Origin of the sequence: Rhodococcus sp. C-2, assembly GCF_027854095.1 — a bacterium.
In the GTDB taxonomy this organism is placed as follows: domain Bacteria; phylum Actinomycetota; class Actinomycetes; order Mycobacteriales; family Mycobacteriaceae; genus Rhodococcus_F; species Rhodococcus_F qingshengii.
The window spans coordinates 115,654-133,768 of sequence record NZ_JAQGFI010000007.1 but is presented as its reverse complement, the minus strand read 5'-3'; the positions used below and the strand labels follow the sequence as shown (position 1 = coordinate 133,768).

General features: G+C 62.8%; 14 protein-coding genes. 6 read left to right on the top strand and 8 right to left on the bottom strand.

What is annotated here, in order from left to right; translation table 11 throughout:
- Window positions 1-58: 58 nt before the first annotated feature.
- Window positions 59-760 (top strand): hypothetical protein, encoded by a 702-nt coding sequence (locus PCS43_RS16730; protein ID WP_019749074.1) that lies wholly within the window; start codon window positions 59-61, stop codon window positions 758-760.
- Between the two features lie 71 nt (window positions 761-831).
- Here PCS43_RS16730 and PCS43_RS16725 read toward each other — a convergent pair whose 3' ends face one another.
- The 3 genes from PCS43_RS16725 to PCS43_RS16715 form a co-directional block, all read right to left on the bottom strand.
- A complete protein-coding gene (locus PCS43_RS16725; RefSeq protein WP_030536637.1) occupies window positions 832-2,865 on the bottom strand; it encodes a S9 family peptidase in 2,034 nt (677 codons plus the stop codon).
- 12 nt (window positions 2,866-2,877) lie between these two features.
- Window positions 2,878-3,492 carry a GNAT family N-acetyltransferase gene (locus PCS43_RS16720; RefSeq protein ID WP_209909141.1) on the bottom strand — a complete coding sequence of 205 codons (615 nt, stop codon included), beginning with the start codon at window positions 3,490-3,492 and terminating at the stop codon, window positions 2,878-2,880.
- A 63-nt stretch (window positions 3,493-3,555) separates the two neighbouring features.
- Window positions 3,556-4,563, bottom strand: a complete 1,008-nt coding sequence (locus PCS43_RS16715; RefSeq protein ID WP_209909144.1) for an iron-siderophore ABC transporter substrate-binding protein — start codon at window positions 4,561-4,563, stop codon at window positions 3,556-3,558.
- 120 nt (window positions 4,564-4,683) lie between these two features.
- On the opposite strand from PCS43_RS16715, the gene PCS43_RS16710 reads away from it, so the two are divergent.
- Together PCS43_RS16710 and fdhD are read left to right on the top strand one after the other, a co-directional pair.
- Window positions 4,684-6,993: an FdhF/YdeP family oxidoreductase gene (locus PCS43_RS16710; protein WP_030536640.1), complete on the top strand. Its 2,310-nt coding sequence runs from the start codon at window positions 4,684-4,686 to the stop codon at window positions 6,991-6,993.
- 1 nt (window position 6,994) lies between these two features.
- On the top strand, window positions 6,995-7,864 hold the full coding sequence (gene fdhD / locus PCS43_RS16705) for a formate dehydrogenase accessory sulfurtransferase FdhD (RefSeq protein ID WP_030536641.1): 870 nt from the start codon (window positions 6,995-6,997) through the stop codon (window positions 7,862-7,864).
- On the opposite strand, the gene PCS43_RS16700 is transcribed toward fdhD, so the two are convergent.
- Genes PCS43_RS16700 through aroQ form a run of 3 tightly spaced genes read right to left on the bottom strand, consistent with a single transcriptional unit; the run spans window position 7,815 to window position 11,052 of the window.
- Window positions 7,815-9,728 carry a sugar phosphate isomerase/epimerase and 4-hydroxyphenylpyruvate domain-containing protein gene (locus PCS43_RS16700; RefSeq protein ID WP_030536642.1) on the bottom strand — a complete coding sequence of 638 codons (1,914 nt, stop codon included), beginning with the start codon at window positions 9,726-9,728 and terminating at the stop codon, window positions 7,815-7,817. The genes fdhD and PCS43_RS16700 overlap by 50 nt on opposite strands.
- On the bottom strand, window positions 9,725-10,603 hold the full coding sequence (locus PCS43_RS16695) for a shikimate dehydrogenase (protein ID WP_030536643.1): 879 nt from the start codon (window positions 10,601-10,603) through the stop codon (window positions 9,725-9,727). The genes PCS43_RS16700 and PCS43_RS16695 overlap by 4 nt, the downstream gene beginning before the upstream one ends.
- Window positions 10,603-11,052: a type II 3-dehydroquinate dehydratase gene (aroQ, locus tag PCS43_RS16690; protein ID WP_030536644.1), complete on the bottom strand. Its 450-nt coding sequence runs from the start codon at window positions 11,050-11,052 to the stop codon at window positions 10,603-10,605. Before aroQ ends, PCS43_RS16695 begins: the two co-directional genes overlap by 1 nt.
- Before the next feature lie 127 nt (window positions 11,053-11,179).
- Between aroQ and PCS43_RS16685 the strand changes: the two genes are divergently transcribed.
- The 3 genes from PCS43_RS16685 (at window position 11,180) to PCS43_RS16675 (ending at window position 15,676) form a co-directional block, all read left to right on the top strand.
- Window positions 11,180-11,854 (top strand): TetR family transcriptional regulator, encoded by a 675-nt coding sequence (locus PCS43_RS16685; RefSeq protein ID WP_019749082.1) that lies wholly within the window; start codon window positions 11,180-11,182, stop codon window positions 11,852-11,854.
- A 71-nt stretch (window positions 11,855-11,925) separates the two neighbouring features.
- Window positions 11,926-14,148: a glycoside hydrolase family 3 C-terminal domain-containing protein gene (locus PCS43_RS16680; RefSeq protein WP_030536645.1), complete on the top strand. Its 2,223-nt coding sequence runs from the start codon at window positions 11,926-11,928 to the stop codon at window positions 14,146-14,148.
- A 190-nt stretch (window positions 14,149-14,338) separates the two neighbouring features.
- Entirely contained in the window at window positions 14,339-15,676 is a 1,338-nt protein-coding gene (locus PCS43_RS16675) for an MFS transporter (RefSeq protein WP_003944496.1), read from the top strand.
- A gap of 134 nt (window positions 15,677-15,810) precedes the next feature.
- Here PCS43_RS16675 and clpX read toward each other — a convergent pair whose 3' ends face one another.
- Both clpX and PCS43_RS16665 read right to left on the bottom strand, forming a co-directional pair.
- Complete coding sequence (gene clpX, locus PCS43_RS16670; protein WP_003944582.1) at window positions 15,811-17,091, bottom strand: ATP-dependent Clp protease ATP-binding subunit ClpX; 1,281 nt, start codon at window positions 17,089-17,091, stop codon at window positions 15,811-15,813.
- 332 nt (window positions 17,092-17,423) lie between these two features.
- Window positions 17,424-18,086, bottom strand: coding sequence for an ATP-dependent Clp protease proteolytic subunit (locus tag PCS43_RS16665; RefSeq protein ID WP_003944539.1), 663 nt, complete (start codon window positions 18,084-18,086; stop codon window positions 17,424-17,426).
- Window positions 18,087-18,115: the final 29 nt, after the last annotated feature.

The following is an 18,115-nucleotide window of genomic DNA, read 5'->3' as shown; positions in this document are numbered from 1 at the left end:
CCGCTCGGCTGACAGGATCGCTCTGAAGGACGACCGACCAACTACCCGTGGAGCAAATATGTTGAACAACTGGAGTTCTCGCCGTCCCGGCGTTCGAACCTTGGCGGCGGCCGCGACGATCGGAGCGGCGGTTGCCCTCGTGCTTCCGGCGACTGCGTCCGCTGCCCCCGGCATCGAAGAAAGTGTGCAAGGAAGCATCGACAGTGGCAGCGCCACGATCAACGGAAGCGTCGGCGATATCGGGAACGACATCGCAAACGGCATCGCCAGCGGCAGCGTGGGTGACATCGTCGGCGGGATCGCCACCGGGAACCTCAACGACGTCCTCGGCGGCCTGAACGCCGGCTCGACCAGCGCGACGGACATCGTCAACGGCCTGGCCAGTGGCAACGTCAGGGACATTCTCAGTGGCCTGGCCAGCGGCAGCGGCGGCGGCGGATCGTTTGCGCCCACGCAGCGCTGCGACGCCTCGACCGTCTCGGGCGGCGCAGGAATCACCAGCACCAAGCACGAACTCGGCCGCGGTGGCCCGACCTCGTTCGTGCTCGGCTACGAGACCGAAAACGTCCCGGACCTGATCGAGGTGTACTACGAAGGTCGGTTGATCCACAGCACCGGATACATCGGCGACAACATCAACGAGGGAACTGGTTCAGCTGTCGTCAACGTGCCCGCCGGTGGGGCGTCGTCCGTTCTGGTTCGCGTCACGGGCCCTGACCACACCGAGTGGTCGTACACCGTTCGTTGCCCCGGCGCCTGATTCCGGTCCGGATCCACGCGAAGACGCTCGTGCCTCGTTCGGTGTTTCATCCGAACGAGGCACGCGCGGGTTCAGCCCAGAATCTCCGGTAGCGCGACATCTTCGCCGAGAACGTGCTCGGAGAGGAACGCGGTGACCACCTCGTACCAGATCTTGGTGTGCTGCGGCTTGAGCACCCAATGATTCTCGTCGGGGAAGTAGAGGAAGCGATGGTCCGTTTTCCCGTCGTCGTCGGCGGGCAGACCTGACTCGGCAAGCAGTTCGTACCAGAGTCGCAAGCCCTCACCGATCGGAACCCGGTAGTCCTTGTCGCCATGGATGACCAGCATCGGAGTCGTGATGTCCGCGACGTACAGATGCGGCGAATTCTCGACGGCCATCTCAGGCGACATCTCGCGCTGCCAGTACCAGGCAGCGTCCGTCGTCGGGCCGAATTGATCGAGTGCCCACAGACTCGCGTGGGTGACGATGGCGTCGAAACGGTTGGTATGTCCGGCAATCCAGTTGGCCATGTAACCGCCGAACGAACCACCCATCGCGCCTGTTCGCTTGGGGTCGATCTCGGGCTGGGCAACAGCAGCATCGGTGATCGCCATCAGATCGGTGAAGGGCGCCTTGCCCCACTGACCCCACCCCCGCTGGACGAAGTCCTGGCCGTATCCGGTCGAGAGCGCGGGATCGGGTAGCAGTACTGCATAGCCCTTGGCGACGAGCAGCCACGGATTCCACCGCCAGGACCAGGTGTTCCACGAACCGAGTGGGCCGCCGTGGACCCAGAGAAGCAATGGCACCGGTGCATGCGGCGCGGCGCCCGTCGGCAGCGCCAACCAGCTACGCACCGTCGAACCGTCCTCGGCACGCGCGGTGATCTCGGTCAGTGTTCCCGGCAGCTCCGGCAAAGTGTCGGGCCCACGAAGTGCGGTGATCTCACCTGATCGCAGATCGACCCGCACCACGTGCGGGGGCGCTTCGTACGAGGCTCGCAACGCGTAGATCGACTCACCGTCCGGCGCCACTCGAACGTCGGTGTACGCCGCGTCGTCGGCTGTCAGGCGCACTGGTTGGCCCCACAGGTCGATGGTGAAGATCGGACCGCGGCCGCCGTCGTCAGCGGTGACGACCAGGCCGGATCCGTCGGGTAGCCAGGCAAGTGAGGTAGGCCAGCGATCCCAGCCGTCGGCGACGCCGGTCACGGCACCGGATCCGAAGTCGTAGAGCTGCAGAGTCATTCGTGGTGCGGACTCCGGTGTGGTGAGTGTCTCCCGGATGAACGCGAGCTTGGTTCCGTCCGGCGAGAGCACCGGGTTGTAGACGTCCGCGTCGGCCTCGTCGACAAGCGTGACTCGGTCACCGGTCACCGTGTCGATCCGAACCAACGTCGATCGGCGGGCGGCACTCGCATCGCCGACAGTCCACGTGGTCACGACGAAGAGACCGTCGTCGGAAATCGTGGTCGACGTCTCCCGCAGCGCTGCGCCTGCCGTCGGTGTGATGTCCCGCAACTCGACGGATTCCTTCGAATCCGTCTCGGCCACAACCAGATGCGGATGATCGGGGCCCAGGTCGTGGTCCCAGTGGCGCACCGGATAACCGGTGTGCAGCATCGCCGTGACTTTCTTGTCCTTGCGCGCCGATCGCACCTGATCGTCCTGGTCGAGGCTGATCGCCGAAGCCATGACCGACGTCTGGGCCACGAACGTCGGCGCCGCCTTCGCCGCTGATACCGACGAGACACCACCGGGACGCGAGATCAGCAGCTGAGCTTCTCCGCCCGCCGCTGGTAGGCGCCAGAGTGCTGGTTGCGGATCACTCTCGCCCGGCACGGCTCGCGTGGCAGTGAAGAGCACGTCGCCGTCGAACGCGAAGGCAGCACCGGACTCGCTGGTCGAACCCCAGGTCAACCGACGCGCAGGACGCCGGCCTTCCGGGTCGATCTCCCACAACGAGGACACGTATTCGGCGCTCTTGTCGTCGAGAACGGCGCGCGCGCAGATCAGCAGCGAGCCGTCAGGTGACAACACCAGGCCGGACAACCTGGCCAGAGCGATGTAGTCGTCGAGTTCGTCGAACGGTGTGCCTGCGTGGAGCTCGGGAATCTGGGTCACCACTAGTTCGTATCACGCGCCCCGCGGTTGACGCATCATTGCGTAGATCGTCGGCCCGCCGCCTGGCATGACGATGTCACAGGTCACTTCGAAACCGAAGCGGTTGTAGTACGGGATGTTCGATTCCTTGCTGCTCTCGAGGTAAGCGTCGACATGTTCACGGTCACAACGCTCCAACCGAGAGTTCAGCAGCGCTTTGCCGTATCCCCCACCGCGCGCCGCGCTGCCGGTCCCGACGGTCGCGAGATACCAGTGCGGCGAATTCGGGTGTGCTCCTTCGAGAACGGAGCTGACCTCGGCCGCGTGTCGTAGCCCCCTGCCGAAGACACGCACCATTGCGGGCAGGCTCACGAGCCCGGAAATCCACGACTGCTTCCACCGCCCCGGCGGATCCCACAGAGTTGCCCCGCCGATCAGGCCGTTGTCGTCGGTGGCCACCTCGACGCCGCCCCCGGCGAGGTGGTGGTAACGAGCTTCTGCGGCAAACAGTTTCGTCAAGCGATCAGCCCTGGTTGCCTCGTCCGGCAACATCCACGCCATCAAGGGATCATCTTCGAACGCCTCGGCCAACACTGCCGACAGTGCCGGAATATCGGATCGGACAGCCGGCCGTACGTGTACACCCATGAGGCGAGAGTACCGCCGACTGTCCGAATCACTGGACTTTGAACAGCGCTGTCCTTGAACCGATCAGACGAGCAAGCCCGCAATCCGCGGCGGAATCTGTTCGAGCGCGTACGGCAAGCTCAGTACGGTGCTCCACGTCATGGCTTCGGCAGCAGCGTCTTCCAGAATGATCGCGCGGCCGTCCTTCACGACGTCGAGTTCCTGGTAGATCGGGTTCTTGTCCAGCTCCGCGCGAAGCTTGTCGCCGTAGCCGCCACCGGCGTACCAGACGAGTACGTCGACGTCCGCGAGCGAGAGTTGCTCGGTGCTGATCTCGGCGAAGTTACCCGTGATCTGATCGGTGACAGGCGGATTCACGAATCCGAGTTCGGTGAAGAACCGCACCTTCGGGTCTTCCGGTCCGTAGACCCCGAACTGCCCCGGCCCCTTCAACGCGCCGACCAGAACGGTCTTGCCGGCAAACGCCGGATTGGCCGTCTTCACGTCGGCGAACTTCTGGTCGACGCCGGCGATCAGCTCGGTGGCCTTACCCTGCTGCCCCAACGCTTCGCCGATGATGGTCGTCTGGTTCTGCCAGGGGATTCCGTAATCCGCGAACTCCTTGGGCTGCGCCACCGTCGGCGCAATGGCACTGAGTTTGTCGTATTGCGCCTGAGTGAGCCCGGAGTAGGTGCCGACAATGAGGTCGGGTGTCGTGGCAGCGACCTTCTCCATCTGAATGGTGGTGCCCGCGGTTCCGATGATCTCGGGAGTCGCCCCGTTCAGCAGCGGCTGCGCCCAGGGCCACACGCCGTAGGGGTAATCGCCGTACCAGTCGAAGGTTCCGACCAAGGTCCCACCGAGCGCCAGGATCGCATCTTGATCGTTGTATCCGACACTGACGATCCGCTGCGGATCCTTGGGCAACTCCGTAGCCCCGAACTTGTGGGTGATCGATTCCGCAGAGTCACCGCTGGGAGGTGTGTCCTCGTCGTTCGAACTGGAGCAGGCTGCGGCGAATGCCAGCAACGCTCCCGACGTGCCGATCAGAAATCCGCGCCGGGTCAGCCGACCTGCGTCCGTTCGATCCATGTTCCTACCCCTTAAGTCTGCTGGTTCGGTAGGTAAGGCTAGCCGATGAAAGCTTCATTCCGGCTAGTTCGACCGGCCCATTCGATGGCAGTACCGCGCCGTTCGGGCCACTATGGAGACATGACGCGCCAGGGCCCCTCGAAGGACATCGACGAATCGGATCTCGAAGTCACGCACCCCAAGGACTACGCCGCCGGAGTTCCGGCCGTTCTGGTGTCGCTGCAACGAGGAATCGAGCAGATGGGAGCCTTGCGGACCGCCCGAACGCTCACCAGACTCAACCAGCGACACGGCTTCGACTGCCCGGGGTGTGCGTGGCCGGAGACTCCCGGACATCGCAAGCCCGCCGAATTCTGCGAGAACGGAGCGAAGGCTGTTGCCGAGGAAGCAACGCTTCGCACCGTCACACCCGAATTCTTCGCGGAGCACTCGATCGCCGATCTCGAAGGCAAGACCGACTACTGGCTCGGACAGCAGGGGCGACTGACGCACCCGATGGTCCTGACGCCGGGAGCAACCCATTACCGGCCGATCGACTGGGACGGCGCGTACGCACTGATCGCCGAACATCTGAACGGCCTCGCATCGCCGGACGAAGCGGTGTTCTACACCTCCGGTCGCACGTCCAACGAAGCCGCGTTTCTCTACCAGTTGATGATTCGCAGCTACGGCACCAACAACATGCCCGACTGTTCCAACATGTGTCACGAGTCGTCCGGAAGCGCACTGACCGAATCCATCGGCATCGGCAAAGGCTCGGTGACAGTTCCCGACCTCGAGAACGCCGATCTCATCCTCATCGCCGGACAGAACCCCGGCACCAACCACCCTCGAATGCTCTCGACGCTGGAGAAGGCAAAGAGCAACGGCGCCAAGATCATTGCCATCAATCCTCTGCCCGAGGCGGGATTGCGCAGGTTCAAGGATCCACAGAAGGTGTCCGGCGTGATCGGGCACGGAGTCGACATCGCGGACGAGTTCCTGCAGATCCGGCTGGGCGGCGACATGGCGCTGTTCCAAGGCCTGGGGAAGCTGCTGCTCGAGCAGGAAGATCGCGCTCCCGGGACGGTCGTCGACCGTGCCTTCGTCGACCGGTACTGCGCCGGTTGGGACGAATACGAGAAGCACATCCGCGCGGTCGATCTCGACACGGTACTCGAGGCAACGGGTCTGTCGATGGCACAGCTCGAGGAAACGGCGGCCGCACTTGCCCGATCCGAGCGAACCGTCACCTGCTGGGCCATGGGGATCACTCAGCACACACACGGAGTCGCCACCATCGAAGAAGCAGTCAACCTGCTGCTCATGCGTGGAATGATGGGCAAACCCGGTGCCGGCGTTTGTCCGGTGCGAGGACACTCCAATGTCCAGGGTGACCGCACGATGGGCATCTGGGAAAAGATGCCGGAAGAGTTCCTGGCCGCGCTCGACACCGAGTTCTCGATCTCGAGTCCCCGCAAGCACGGATGGGACACCGTCGACGCAATCCGCGCCATGAACGCAGGCAAGGCAAGCTTCTTCATGGCGATGGGCGGCAACTTCATCCAGGCAAGCCCGGACACCGCAGCGACCGAAACAGCGTTGCGTCAATGCGAACTCACCGTGCAGGTGTCCACCAAGCTGAACCGCAGTCACGTGGTCCACGGGCAGACCGCGATCATCCTCCCCACCCTCGGACGCACCGACCTCGACGTCCAAGCCGGCGGAAAGCAGCTTGTCTCCGTGGAGGATTCGATGTCCATGGTGCACCTGTCGCGCGGACGCCTCACACCGGTCAGCCCCTACCTGCGTAGCGAAGTCGCCATCATCTGCCAACTCGCCCGCGAACTACTCGGCAACGATCACTCCGTCCGCTGGTCGGCCTTCGAGGGCAACTACGACCTGATCCGCGATTCCATCTCACGGGTAGTGCCAGGCTGCGAAAACTACAACTCCCGCGTTCGAGAGCCAGACGGATTCCAACTCCCCCACCCGCCGCGTGACTCGCGTGAGTTCCGCACGCACACCGGCAAAGCCAACTTCGGCGTGAACGACCTGCACTGGATACCCACTCCGAGTGGGCGCCTGATTCTGCAGACGATGCGCAGCCACGACCAGTACAACACCACGATCTACGGCCTCGACGACAGATACCGCGGCATCAAGGGCGGACGCAAAGTCATCCTCGTCAACGCCGAAGACATCACCGCGCTCGGATTCCGTGACGGCGATCTCGTCGACATCGTGTCCGAGTGGACAACACCCGACGGCACACTCGAAGAGCGTCGGGTCACGGAATTCCGCATCGTCTCCTACGACACCCCGCGCGGCAATGCTGCGGCGTACTACCCGGAGACAAATCCGCTCGTTCCCCTCGAACACGTTGCGGCCAAGTCGAACACGCCGGTGTCGAAGGCCGTCACCGTTCGACTCGAAGCATCGGGCGCCTGAGATGGGACGAGTCACCGCACGAACACCGGTCGTTCGAATCTCGGGTGATCGGGTCGTCACGCGCCCCGACACGCTGGCCGTCGAGGAACCACTCGAAATGAGAGTGGGCGGTCAGGTGCTGGCAGTGACGATGCGGACCCCCGGCAACGACGTCGACCTCGTGCACGGATTCCTTCTCAGCGAAGGTGTCGTCGCCACCCGCGACGACGTGAGCGTCGTCCGCTACTGCGACGGCGTCGACGAATCCGGTGCGAACACGTACAACGTCCTCGACATCGCTCTCGCTCCCGGAGTGCCGTTGCCCGACCACACCACCGATCGGAACACCGTCGTCAGTTCCGCGTGTGGCGTGTGCGGCAAGACCTCGCTCGACGCCGTCCGAACCACGACGCGACATCCGCTGGTCGGTGACACGACTTCCGTCACCTCGACCATCCTGTCGGCCATGCCGGTCACACTGCGGGAGAGCCAACGGATCTTCGAGCGCACCGGTGGCCTGCACGCGGCCGGATTGTTCACCGCCACCGGCGAACTCCTGGCACTGCGCGAGGATGTCGGCCGTCACAACGCCGTCGACAAGGTGATCGGTTGGGCCATCACCGACGGCCGAGTGCCCCTCTACGACACGATCTTGATCGTCAGCGGGCGGGCGTCGTTCGAACTCGTCCAGAAGGCCGTCATGGCCGGCATTCCGATCCTCGGTGCTGTCTCCGCGCCGTCGTCGCTGGCCGTGGAACTAGCGCAGGAGTCCGGGCTGACTCTCGCCGGTTTCATCCGCGGCGATTCGATGAACGTCTACTCGCACCCGCACCGAGTCGAGGTCACGTCGAACTCGCACGCAACTGAGCCGACAGTCGCACAGCGGAGTTGACTTCCCCGTAGCCCTCGTATCCACCCACCCGCTGCACGACCTCGAAGAACAGGTCTCCCCCGACGGTCGGGGTGAACAGGTGGAAGAACTCGCCGTGAGCGTCCGCGTCGTAAAGAATTCCGGTGCTGCGCATCCGGTCGAGCAGTTCCGGATTCAGTCCGAAACGCGCGTCCAGATCGTCGTAGTAGTTCGGGGAAATGGGTAGCGGAGCAAATCCCCAGTCCTGCATGGACGCAGCGGCACCGAAGATGTTCTCACACGCGAAGGCGACGTGGCTGACGCCGCCGCGACGGACCGTCGGCAGCCCACTTCGACTTCCCTCCACCATGTTCAGCGAGATGCGCAGGGTATGTCCGTCACCGCCTTGAACGAGCGTGAGCGCCTGGCTTCGCATGAGGCCGACAGAATCGGTGACGTCCTGCCCCTCGTGTGGTTGCATCTCGAACACGGACCGCAGGAGCAGCATGATGCCGTCCCAGCTCTCGGCCGGAACCGCCAGTGCCACGTGGTCGATCCCGGTGAACACTGCGCCCTGTTCACGATTGCGCTCGGCGGGCAGCGGGTAGATCTCGAATGCCGATTCCCACGCTGCAGCGCTGCCGGGGCCACGAAGGTCGATCGATGTCGCATCGGTGACCTTCAGGCGTACGACGTCCGGTACCTCGGAGTTCTCGTCGCTCGACCCCGGCAACTGCACGCGCGTCGCCGGCACTTCGAGAGCCAGAGCGCGCTCTCCCCACACCTCGGGTTCGGTTGCCCGGATGCCGATCTGAGTGAGAACCGGTAGATCCGCAGGCAGCCCGGGCGCCGTCCACACCGTGCCCGCAGTCGCATCCACGGCAACGGTGAGCGGTCCGTGCCGCCACAACTGCAAATCGTGATCGTGGTGCCGTCCGACAAGATGAAAACCGACGCGGGAGAGCATCGAGTGCACCTGGTCCTGTTTCGCCGGACCCGCCGCGATTCGCAGAGACACGATTCCTTCGAGCGGCGTGCGCTCCGGGGCGGTGAACAGCGTGGGTCCACCGGCGGCAGGGTTCGCGGCGGCGACCTGTTCTTCCAGATGCAGGAGCGACCGATGAGCGTCGATTGCCGTCCGCTGGGTGTCGGCGCGGCGGAATACGTCGTTGAAGATCTCGAGCGACCACGGTCCGTCGTAACCAGTGGCGTAGACATGCTGAGCGAACGCATTGAGATCGAAGCTGCCCTGCCCCGGGAAGTTTCGGTGATGCCGGCTCCACTGGAGGATGTCCATCGCCAAGAACGGAGCGTCCGCCAACTGGAGGAAGAAGATCTTCTCGCCGGGAATCTCGCGAATTCCGGCGGGATCGTCACCGCGCGAGAGGATGTGAAAGCTGTCCAGACAGGTACCGAGCGAAGGATGGTCGACGCCCTCGACGATCTGCCACGCATGGCCGTACGTGTTGACGTGGGCACCCCACGCGAGCGCCTCATAGGCAACCTTCTTGCCGTGCTCGGACGCCAGTTCGGCGAGAGCTCCGAATTGCTCTGTCAACTGACCGTCATCGTGACTTGCGGTCGGCAGGGGCGAGGAGCACACCAGGAGCGTCTCGCACCCCAGTTGATCCATGAGCTCGAATTTGCGTTGCACTCGAACAAGATTCCGAGCAAATTGGGCCTCGTCCACCGTGTCGAAGTCACGGAACGGCTGATACAGATCGAGGGTCAAGCCCAGATCCGCAGCCCTCGTTCGTAATTCCTTCGGGGACCACGGCGAAGCAACAAAATCCGGCTCGAACACCTCGAAGCCGTCGAAGCCGGCAGCAGCGATGGCGTCGAGCTTCTCCTCGAGAGTGCCACTGAGCGATACCGTCGCGATCGACGTCCGGACCGGGGCACTCACAGCGCTGCCGCAGTCTGTTCGCCGCGTACGAGTTCCGTCATGTGCGCGAGCATGCGCTTACTGTCGGGCTCGATGCCCGTGAAGATCCGGAACGCGTCGACGGCCTGGAAGACAGTCATTCCGCCTCCGCTGAGCGTCGGGGCTCCGATCAACCTTGCCTGACGCAACAGTTCGGTTTCGAGTGGACGGTAGACGATTTCGGCCACCCACAGATCAGGGCGAAGCAGATCTGGCGAGAATGCCATTCCGGGATGAGCCGCCATTCCCATCGGCGTCGCGTGGATCAATCCGTTTGCCTTGCCGAGCACTTCGGCGAGGTCGCTCGTGTGCCGCGCCTCGACAACCTGCGCCGGAAACTGCTGCGCGAAGGTTTGTGCAAGTTCCTGCGCGCGAGGCAGGCTCGAATCGACCAACGTCAGTGTCCCGACGCCACGGTTGAGCGCGGCATAGGCAACCGCCGCACCAGCTCCGCCGGCACCGAGCTGCACGACACGATCGAGCTGTGCTCCGGGAAGTCCGTCGTCGAAATTTCGGCCGAAGCCCGACCAATCGGTGTTGTGTCCGATCGCCTTGCCGGAGTCGAAGAGGACCGTGTTCACCGCTCCGAGCCGGCTCGCATCCGGCGAGAGCTCGTCGAGGTGCTCGATCACCAACTGCTTGCAAGGGTGAGTGATGTTGAGGCCGCGGAACCCGAAACGTCGTGCATAGGTGAGAAGTTCACCGATGTCCGACGGCGCCATCCCCATCGCATCGAGATCGAGGATGCGGTAAACGTACGGCAGGCCCTGCCTGCGCCCTTCCTCCTCGTGCATGATCGGAGTCAAGGAGGCTCCGATGCCGGTGCCGATCAGACCGCAGAGGATCGAATCACTCATCAGTTCTTCCCTTCTCGGACGCAGACGAATTCGACTGCGGCGCTGTAACCGTCGATTCCCAATCCGCAGATGACAGCGTCGGCGATCCCGGACACGTAGGAGTGGTGACGGAATTCTTCGCGGCCATGGATGTTGCTGATGTGCACCTCCACGACAGGGGCATCGAGTGTGACCAGAGCGTCACTCAACGCAATGGAGGTGTGCGAGTACCCACCGGGATTGATGACGATGCCCGCAACGTTTCCCCTGGCCTCGTGGATCCAATCGATCAGTTGGCCCTCGTGGTTCGACTGCTTTGCCTCGACCATCGCCCCGAACTTCTCGGCCGCCGCTACACAGCGGGAAACCACGTCGTCCAGCGTGTCTCTCCCGTAGAACTCCGGTTGGCGCTGGCCCAACAAATTCAAGTTGGGCCCGTTGAGGACCAGAACCGGTAGAGATGAAGTCATCAGGGGCACCTCGGGGTTGACGCTCGAAACTAATGTACGAACTAGTGAGTTAGTTCACTGGACGTTACTCCCCCGACGCGGACTCGACAAGCAAAGTCGACAAACTGCTGACAGATAGAGTGAGCACATGGTTTCCGAGCAGTCAGTGAACTCCGTGGTGTCGAAGCCGGAGAAACGACGCCGAAACAGCGATCTGACCAGGGTGAACATCATCGCCGTCGCCACCGAGGAGTTTGCCGACAAAGGCTTTGCCGGCGCCCGAGTGGACGAGATCGCAACCAAGACTCACACCACCAAGCGCATGATCTACTACTACTTCACCGACAAGGAAGGGCTGTACAAGTCCGTCCTCGAGCATGCGTACAGCGTCATTCGCGCACAGGAACGCGAACTCGACCTCGAGGGGTTGAACCCCACCGCAGCGGTCCGCGCCTTGGCCGAACTCACCTTCGACCACCACGAACAACACCCGAACTTCATTCGGCTGGTAGCCAACGAGAACATGCTCCGCGGTGAGCACATCGAGAAATCCGAGCTACTCAGCGGTCTCGGCGCCCCCGCCGCCGACCTGGTCTCGCAGATCCTCCACGACGGACAGCAGTCGGGAGCATTCCGCTCCGACGTAGATGCTCTCGATATTCACATGTTGATCAGCAGTTACTGCGTCTTTCGTATCGCCAATCGTTACACCTTCAAAGCGCTCTTCGACCGCGATCTGACCGACTCGACGCATCGTGAGCATCTTCGAACAATGCTCGGCGACATGGTTGTTGCGTTCTTGACCTCGAAGGCGCCGTCCTGACCCACCCCGAAGTCCGAAAAATCCCCCTACGGTGGTGAGTGGAACTCACAGCTGCCACCGGGAGGAATGACGTGACCGAGAATTACGTAGACGGGCTTTCACTCGAGGAGAAGGCGTCGTTGACGTCGGGCTCGGATTTCTGGCACAGCCAGTCCGTTCCCGGAATCGAATCGATACTCCTGACCGACGGTCCGCACGGAGTCCGGAAACAACCCGAGGGCGGCGATGCACTCGGACTCGGCCACAGCGTTCCAGCGACATGTTTCCCACCGGCGGTCGGGTTGGGCTCGTCGTGGAACCTCGACCTCATCCGCCAGGTCGGTGAGGCTCTGGGCGACGAGGCCAAAGCTGAACAGGTCTCGGTCCTCCTCGGCCCAGGCATCAACATCAAACGATCACCCTTGTGTGGCAGGAATTTCGAATACGTCTCCGAGGACCCATTCCTCTCCGGCCGCGTCGCGGCAGCCCTGATCACCGGCATCCAGTCTCGCGGCGTCGGAACCTCGCTCAAGCACTTCGCTGCCAACAACCAAGAACACGACCGGATGAGAGTCAGTGCCGACGTCGACGAACGGACACTGCGCGAGATCTATCTGGCCGGCTTCGAATACGCCGTCAAGACCGCGGCCCCGACGACGGTCATGTGCTCGTACAACAAGATCAACGGTGTGTACTCGAGCCAGAACCATTGGCTGCTCACCGAGGTACTCCGCGAACAGTGGGGCTTCGACGGCCTCGTCGTTTCGGACTGGGGAGCGGTCAACGACCGCGTGGCGGCACTCGCCGCGGGCCTCGACCTGGAAATGCCGCCGACCGGAACCGATACCCAGATCGTCGACGCCGTGCGCGGCGGCGACCTGGACGAATCAGTGCTCACCACTGCCGCCGAGCGCCTGGCGACGCTGGTGGCACGCACCGCCGCCGCGCGCACCGAAGGCCACACGTACGACGTCGAGCGTCACCACGAACTGGCACGGACCGCTGCAGCGGAGTCCGCTGTCTTGCTGGCCAACGACGGAGAACTACTGCCGCTGACCCCCGGCGGGCAAACCGTCGCGGTGATCGGCGAATTCGCGTGCAGCCCGCGGTACCAGGGAGCCGGCAGTTCACAGGTGGTCCCGACCAAGCTCGACAATGCCTTGGACGCGATCCTCGACCTCGAAGGCGCCGACCGCGTCACTTTCGCACCGGGCTTCACCTTCGACGGCACTCCGGACGACGACATGGTCACCGAGGCTGTCGACGCCGCACGCCGCGCCGACGTCGCGGTGCTGTTCCTCGGACTACCGTCCGCCACGGAATCCGAAGGATTCGACCGAACCGACATCGAACTGCCGGCTGACCAGATCGCCCTGCTGGAAGCGGTCCACGGCGCGAACCCGAACACGGTCGTCGTGCTCGCCAACGGCGGTGTGGTTTCGATCGAGCCTTGGAAGGATCATGCCGCCGCAATCCTCGAGGGCTGGCTACTCGGCCAGGCGGGCGGCTCGGCGATTGCCGATCTTCTGTTCGGCATCACGAGTCCGTCCGGCCGCCTGACGGAGACCATTCCGCTTCGCCTCCAAGACAATCCGTCGTATCTGCATTTCCCGGGATCACAGCAGCACGTCCGCTACGGCGAAGGCCTGTACGTGGGATACCGCTACTACGACTCCGCGCTGCGCGAAGTGGCGTACCCGTTCGGGTTCGGGCTGAGCTACACCACCTTCGACATCACCGATACCTCCGTCGAGGCCGGTGAGAACTCCGCCGAAGTGACCGTCACCGTGCGCAACAGCGGCGACCGATCGGGCAGCAGCGTCGTTCAGGTCTACGTCCACGACGCCTCGGCAAGCATCGATCGACCCGCGCAGGAATTGAAAGGCTTTGCCAAGGTCCACCTCGACCCCGACGAATCCGCGACTGTGACCATCACGCTCGACAGCAGGGCATTTGCCTATTGGTCTGTCACGGAAAAGGACTGGGCGATCGAGGCCGGCGACTACGAGATCCGCGTCGGCTTCTCGTCTCGGGACATCGCAACCACCGACACGATCACCCTGGCCGGGAACGTCGGCGTCGGCACGCTCGACGCCATGTCGACCATCGGCGAATGGCTCGCCCATCCGGTCGGCAGCGCAGTTCTCGGCGCCGCCATGGCTGCCGCAGCGGGCGACGGTGCACAGGCGGTCAGCCCCGAGATGATGGCACTCGCAGGCTCGATGCCGCTCGGAAAACTCGCCACCTTCGGCCTCGGGATCACCGAGGAACAGGTGGAGCAGTTGGTGGCGGCCGCAGCACAGCCGGCCTCCTAACTCTCTGAACTGCGGTTTCGACGAGCAGCGTGACCGCCAGTAGATTTTTATGAACTATTTGGTTAATAATCTTGTGTAGTTGCTGTGGCGTCGGTTACATTCCTTGTATCGCTCTCCGCACAGACGTTCTTGATACGAACACAATCGGCGGATGTAGAGCCTCCACGACGCTTCCACCCAGGAGATGAGCATGTCAGCTAGCACGGTTACACCGTCCGGGCCCGAGGCGGGATCCTTGGCAAGGCCGGATACGACCAAGGTCAAGCGCGCCGCAACGTCGTCGTTTCTCGGCAGCATGCTCGAGTACTACGACTTCTACATCTACGCCTCCGCCGCTGCGCTCATCTTCCCCACGGTGTTCTTCCCGGACAGCGGGCATGCGGCTCTACTTTCGCTGGCCACCTTCGGTGTCGCGTACGTCGCGCGTCCCCTCGGCGCTGTAGTCCTCGGCCATTTCGGTGACCGCGTCGGCCGCAAGAAGATCATGCTGCTCACGCTCATTCTGATGGGCGCAGCCACCTTCCTCATCGGATGTATTCCCAGCGCAGATTCGATCGGAGTTCTTGCACCGATCCTTCTTGTCCTGATGAGAATCGCCCAGGGCATCTCCGCCGCGGGTGAACAGAGCGGTGCCAGCTCACTGACGCTCGAACACGCCCCCGAAGGCCGACGCGCGTTCTTCTGCAGTTGGACCCTCAACGGCACCCAGGCCGGCTTCATCCTCGCCAGCCTCGTATTCCTGCCCATCGCCGCGCTCCCCGACGACATCCTTTACACGTGGGGTTGGCGAATCCCGTTCTGGGGCAGCCTGATCGTTCTGGTCGCGGCATACATCATGCGTCTCAAGCTCGAAGAGCCCGAAGAGTTCACCGAGCAGCAGGAATCCAAGACCGTCGCCAAATTGCCTGTTGCCGATCTTCTTCGCACCCACAGCGCAAATCTGATTCGCGTGATCTGCTGCGCTTTCATCGCCGTCGTCTCGACCATCTTCTCCGTCTTCGGTCTCGCTTTCGCCACCACCGAAGAAGTGGGGATTCCGAAGTCGACCATGCTCTGGGTTGCCATCGCAGCCAACGCCGTAGCCCTGCTCAGTCAGCCCGCCTGGGCGATGCTCTCCGACCGGATCGGTCGCAGGCCGTTGTTCATCGGTGGCGCCCTCGGTAGCGCGGTGTTCATCTACGTGTACTTCGGCGCAATCGCCAGCGGCAACGTTCCCCTGATCTTCCTCGCCGCAATCGGATTGATGTCCGTCTTCTACGCTGCCCCGAATGCCATCTGGCCGTCGTTCTACTCCGAGATGTTCAACACCAAGGTCCGCTACTCGGGCATTGCGATCGGCACCCAGGTCGGCTTCGCCCTCGCAGGCTTTGCCCCCGCCATCGGCAACGCCCTCATGGGCGGCGACAAGACACACTGGATGCCCGTTGCCATTCTGACTTCGGTGGCCTGCGTCATCTGCGCGATCTCGGCGTTCACCGCTAAGGAGACGTTCCGCACCCCCCTCAAGGAGCTCGGCAACCCGATCTAGCCGACCACCCCACAGACACCCTGCACGAACCACTGTGTTGCACGAACCACTGTGTTGCGCGAACCACTGTGTTGCGCGAACGACTGTGGCCCGGCATCTCGCGAGAGATACCGGGCCACAGTCGTTTTGAAGTTCTACGCCGTCTTGTCGCGACGCTCGCCACGTTCCGGCTTACGCGGAACGATGGTCGGAAGTACGTTGTCGTTGACGGTCTCCGCGGTGACGACCACCTTTTCGACGTCGTCACGGCTGGGAATGTCGTACATCACGGGAAGAAGAACCTCTTCCATGATGGCGCGCAGGCCACGCGCACCGGTTCCACGCAAGATCGCCTGATCGGCGATAGCGTCGAGCGCTTCTTCGGTGAACTCGAGTTCGACGCCGTCCATGTCGAACAGGCGACGATACTGCTTGACGAGAGCGTTCTTGGGCTCCGACAGGATCTGAACGAGCGATTCCTTGTCGAGGTTGGTCACCGACGCGATCATCGGCAGTCGGCCGATGAACTCCGGAATCAGACCGAACTTGATCAAATCCTCCGGCATGACCTCGGCGAAACGATCGACCGTATCCAGTTCGGCCTTCGACCGAACCTCGGCACCGAATCCGATACCGCGCTTGCCGACACGATCGGAGACGATCCGCTCGAGACCTGCGAAAGCGCCCGCGACGATGAACAGCACGTTCGTGGTGTCGATCTGAATGAATTCCTGGTGCGGATGCTTACGGCCACCCTGCGGCGGGACGCTTGCCTGCGTACCTTCGAGGATCTTCAGCAACGCCTGCTGAACGCCTTCGCCGGAGACGTCACGCGTGATCGACGGGTTCTCGCTCTTACGGGCGATCTTGTCGACCTCGTCGATGTAGATGATTCCGGTCTCGGCGCGCTTGACGTCGTAGTCGGCAGCCTGAATCAGCTTGAGCAGAATGTTCTCGACGTCCTCACCGACGTAACCGGCCTCGGTCAACGCCGTCGCGTCAGCGATGGCGAACGGGACGTTGAGCATCTTCGCGAGAGTCTGAGCGAGATACGTCTTGCCGCAGCCGGTGGGGCCGAGCATCAAGATGTTGGATTTCGCGAGCTCAACCGTCTCACCCCGCGCGTCACGGCCCTTGTCGCCGGCCTGAATGCGCTTGTAGTGGTTGTAGACGGCCACGGCCAACGTCCGCTTGGCGGAGTCCTGACCGATGACGTAGTTCTCGAGGAATTCTCGGATCTCCGCAGGCTTGGGAAGCTCGTCGAGCTTGACCTCGCTCGATTCGGCCAATTCCTCTTCGATGATCTCGTTGCAGAGGTCGATGCACTCGTCGCAGATGTACACCCCGGGTCCTGCAATGAGCTTTTTGACCTGCTTCTGACTCTTACCGCAGAAAGAGCACTTGAGCAGATCCCCGCCGTCGCCGATGCGTGCCATCTCGTGAGGTCCCTACTTTCCATCATGTACGTGCACTCGCCGCCACTCGATCGGTCGAGACGCTCCGCAGTACTTCGGTAGTTGTCAGATCAGACAAACTGATCGAACAAATCTGGTCGAACAATCGCAGAACGCCGGTCGAGAACCAGCCCGTGAAGTGACGGTACCCGCAGATCCCGAACGGGGTCGACCTGTTCTCGGCGTTTCGTCTGCGGATAAAAAAGAAAAGAGTCGAGATTTCAGCCTGGCAAGCGCTCCACCAGGCACTTCTCGACGTGTCCGCCTCGTGTCGGGAATCGGGTAACAGATCCTCGACACGAGGCGGAAATCGACTACTTCTGTGCGCTGAGCTTCCGGTAAGCCAGCACGTCGTCGATGATGCCGTACTCCTTGGCCTGCTCGGCCGTGAGGATCTTGTCGCGATCGGTGTCGACGCGGATGGTCTCCGGATCCTTACCCGTGTGCAGCGACAGCGTGCTCTCCATGAGCCGACGCATACGCTCGATCTCCGCAGCCTGGATCTCCAGATCGGAAACCTGACCCTGGATGCCGCCCGTAGCCGGCTGGTGGATCAGAATGCGCGAGTTGGGGAGCGCGAAGCGCTTGCCCGGCGTACCGCCGGCCAGAAGCACGGCAGCTGCCGAAGCAGCCTGACCGAGGCAGACGGTGGAAATGTCGGCACGGACGTACTGCATCGTGTCGTAGATCGCCATCAGCGCGGTGAAAGAACCACCGGGCGAGTTGATGTACATCGTGATGTCGCGGTCCGGATCCTGCGATTCGAGAACCAGCAACTGCGCCATGAGGTCGTTGGCGGACACGTCGTCGACCTGCGAGCCGAGGAAGATGATGCGCTCCTCGAACAGCTTGTTGTACGGGTCGGACGTCTTGACGCCGTAGCTGGTCTGCTCCGTGAACTGGGGCAGGATGTAACGCGATTGGGGGCCCGACGGCGCCTGGCCGCCCAGCGAGTTAGCTCCGAAAAGATTGGTCATCAGTTCTCCAAAGTATGAATTGGGCAGCG

Bases quoted from the DNA above. Each gene is read 5' to 3' on its own strand.
- PCS43_RS16730 (WP_019749074.1), top strand. From the start codon at position 59: ATGTTGAACAACTGGAGTTCTCGCCGTCCCGGCGTTCGAACCTTGGCG.
- PCS43_RS16720 (WP_209909141.1), bottom strand. From the start codon at position 3,492: ATGGGTGTACACGTACGGCCGGCTGTCCGATCCGATATTCCGGCACTG.
- PCS43_RS16715 (WP_209909144.1), bottom strand. From the start codon at position 4,563: ATGGATCGAACGGACGCAGGTCGGCTGACCCGGCGCGGATTTCTGATC.
- PCS43_RS16710 (WP_030536640.1), top strand. From the start codon at position 4,684: ATGACGCGCCAGGGCCCCTCGAAGGACATCGACGAATCGGATCTCGAA.
- fdhD (WP_030536641.1), top strand. From the start codon at position 6,995: ATGGGACGAGTCACCGCACGAACACCGGTCGTTCGAATCTCGGGTGAT.
- PCS43_RS16695 (WP_030536643.1), bottom strand. From the start codon at position 10,603: ATGAGTGATTCGATCCTCTGCGGTCTGATCGGCACCGGCATCGGAGCC.
- aroQ (WP_030536644.1), bottom strand. From the start codon at position 11,052: ATGACTTCATCTCTACCGGTTCTGGTCCTCAACGGGCCCAACTTGAAT.
- PCS43_RS16685 (WP_019749082.1), top strand. From the start codon at position 11,180: ATGGTTTCCGAGCAGTCAGTGAACTCCGTGGTGTCGAAGCCGGAGAAA.
- PCS43_RS16675 (WP_003944496.1), top strand. From the start codon at position 14,339: ATGTCAGCTAGCACGGTTACACCGTCCGGGCCCGAGGCGGGATCCTTG.
- clpX (WP_003944582.1), bottom strand. From the start codon at position 17,091: ATGGCACGCATCGGCGACGGCGGGGATCTGCTCAAGTGCTCTTTCTGC.
- PCS43_RS16665 (WP_003944539.1), bottom strand. From the start codon at position 18,086: ATGACCAATCTTTTCGGAGCTAACTCGCTGGGCGGCCAGGCGCCGTCG.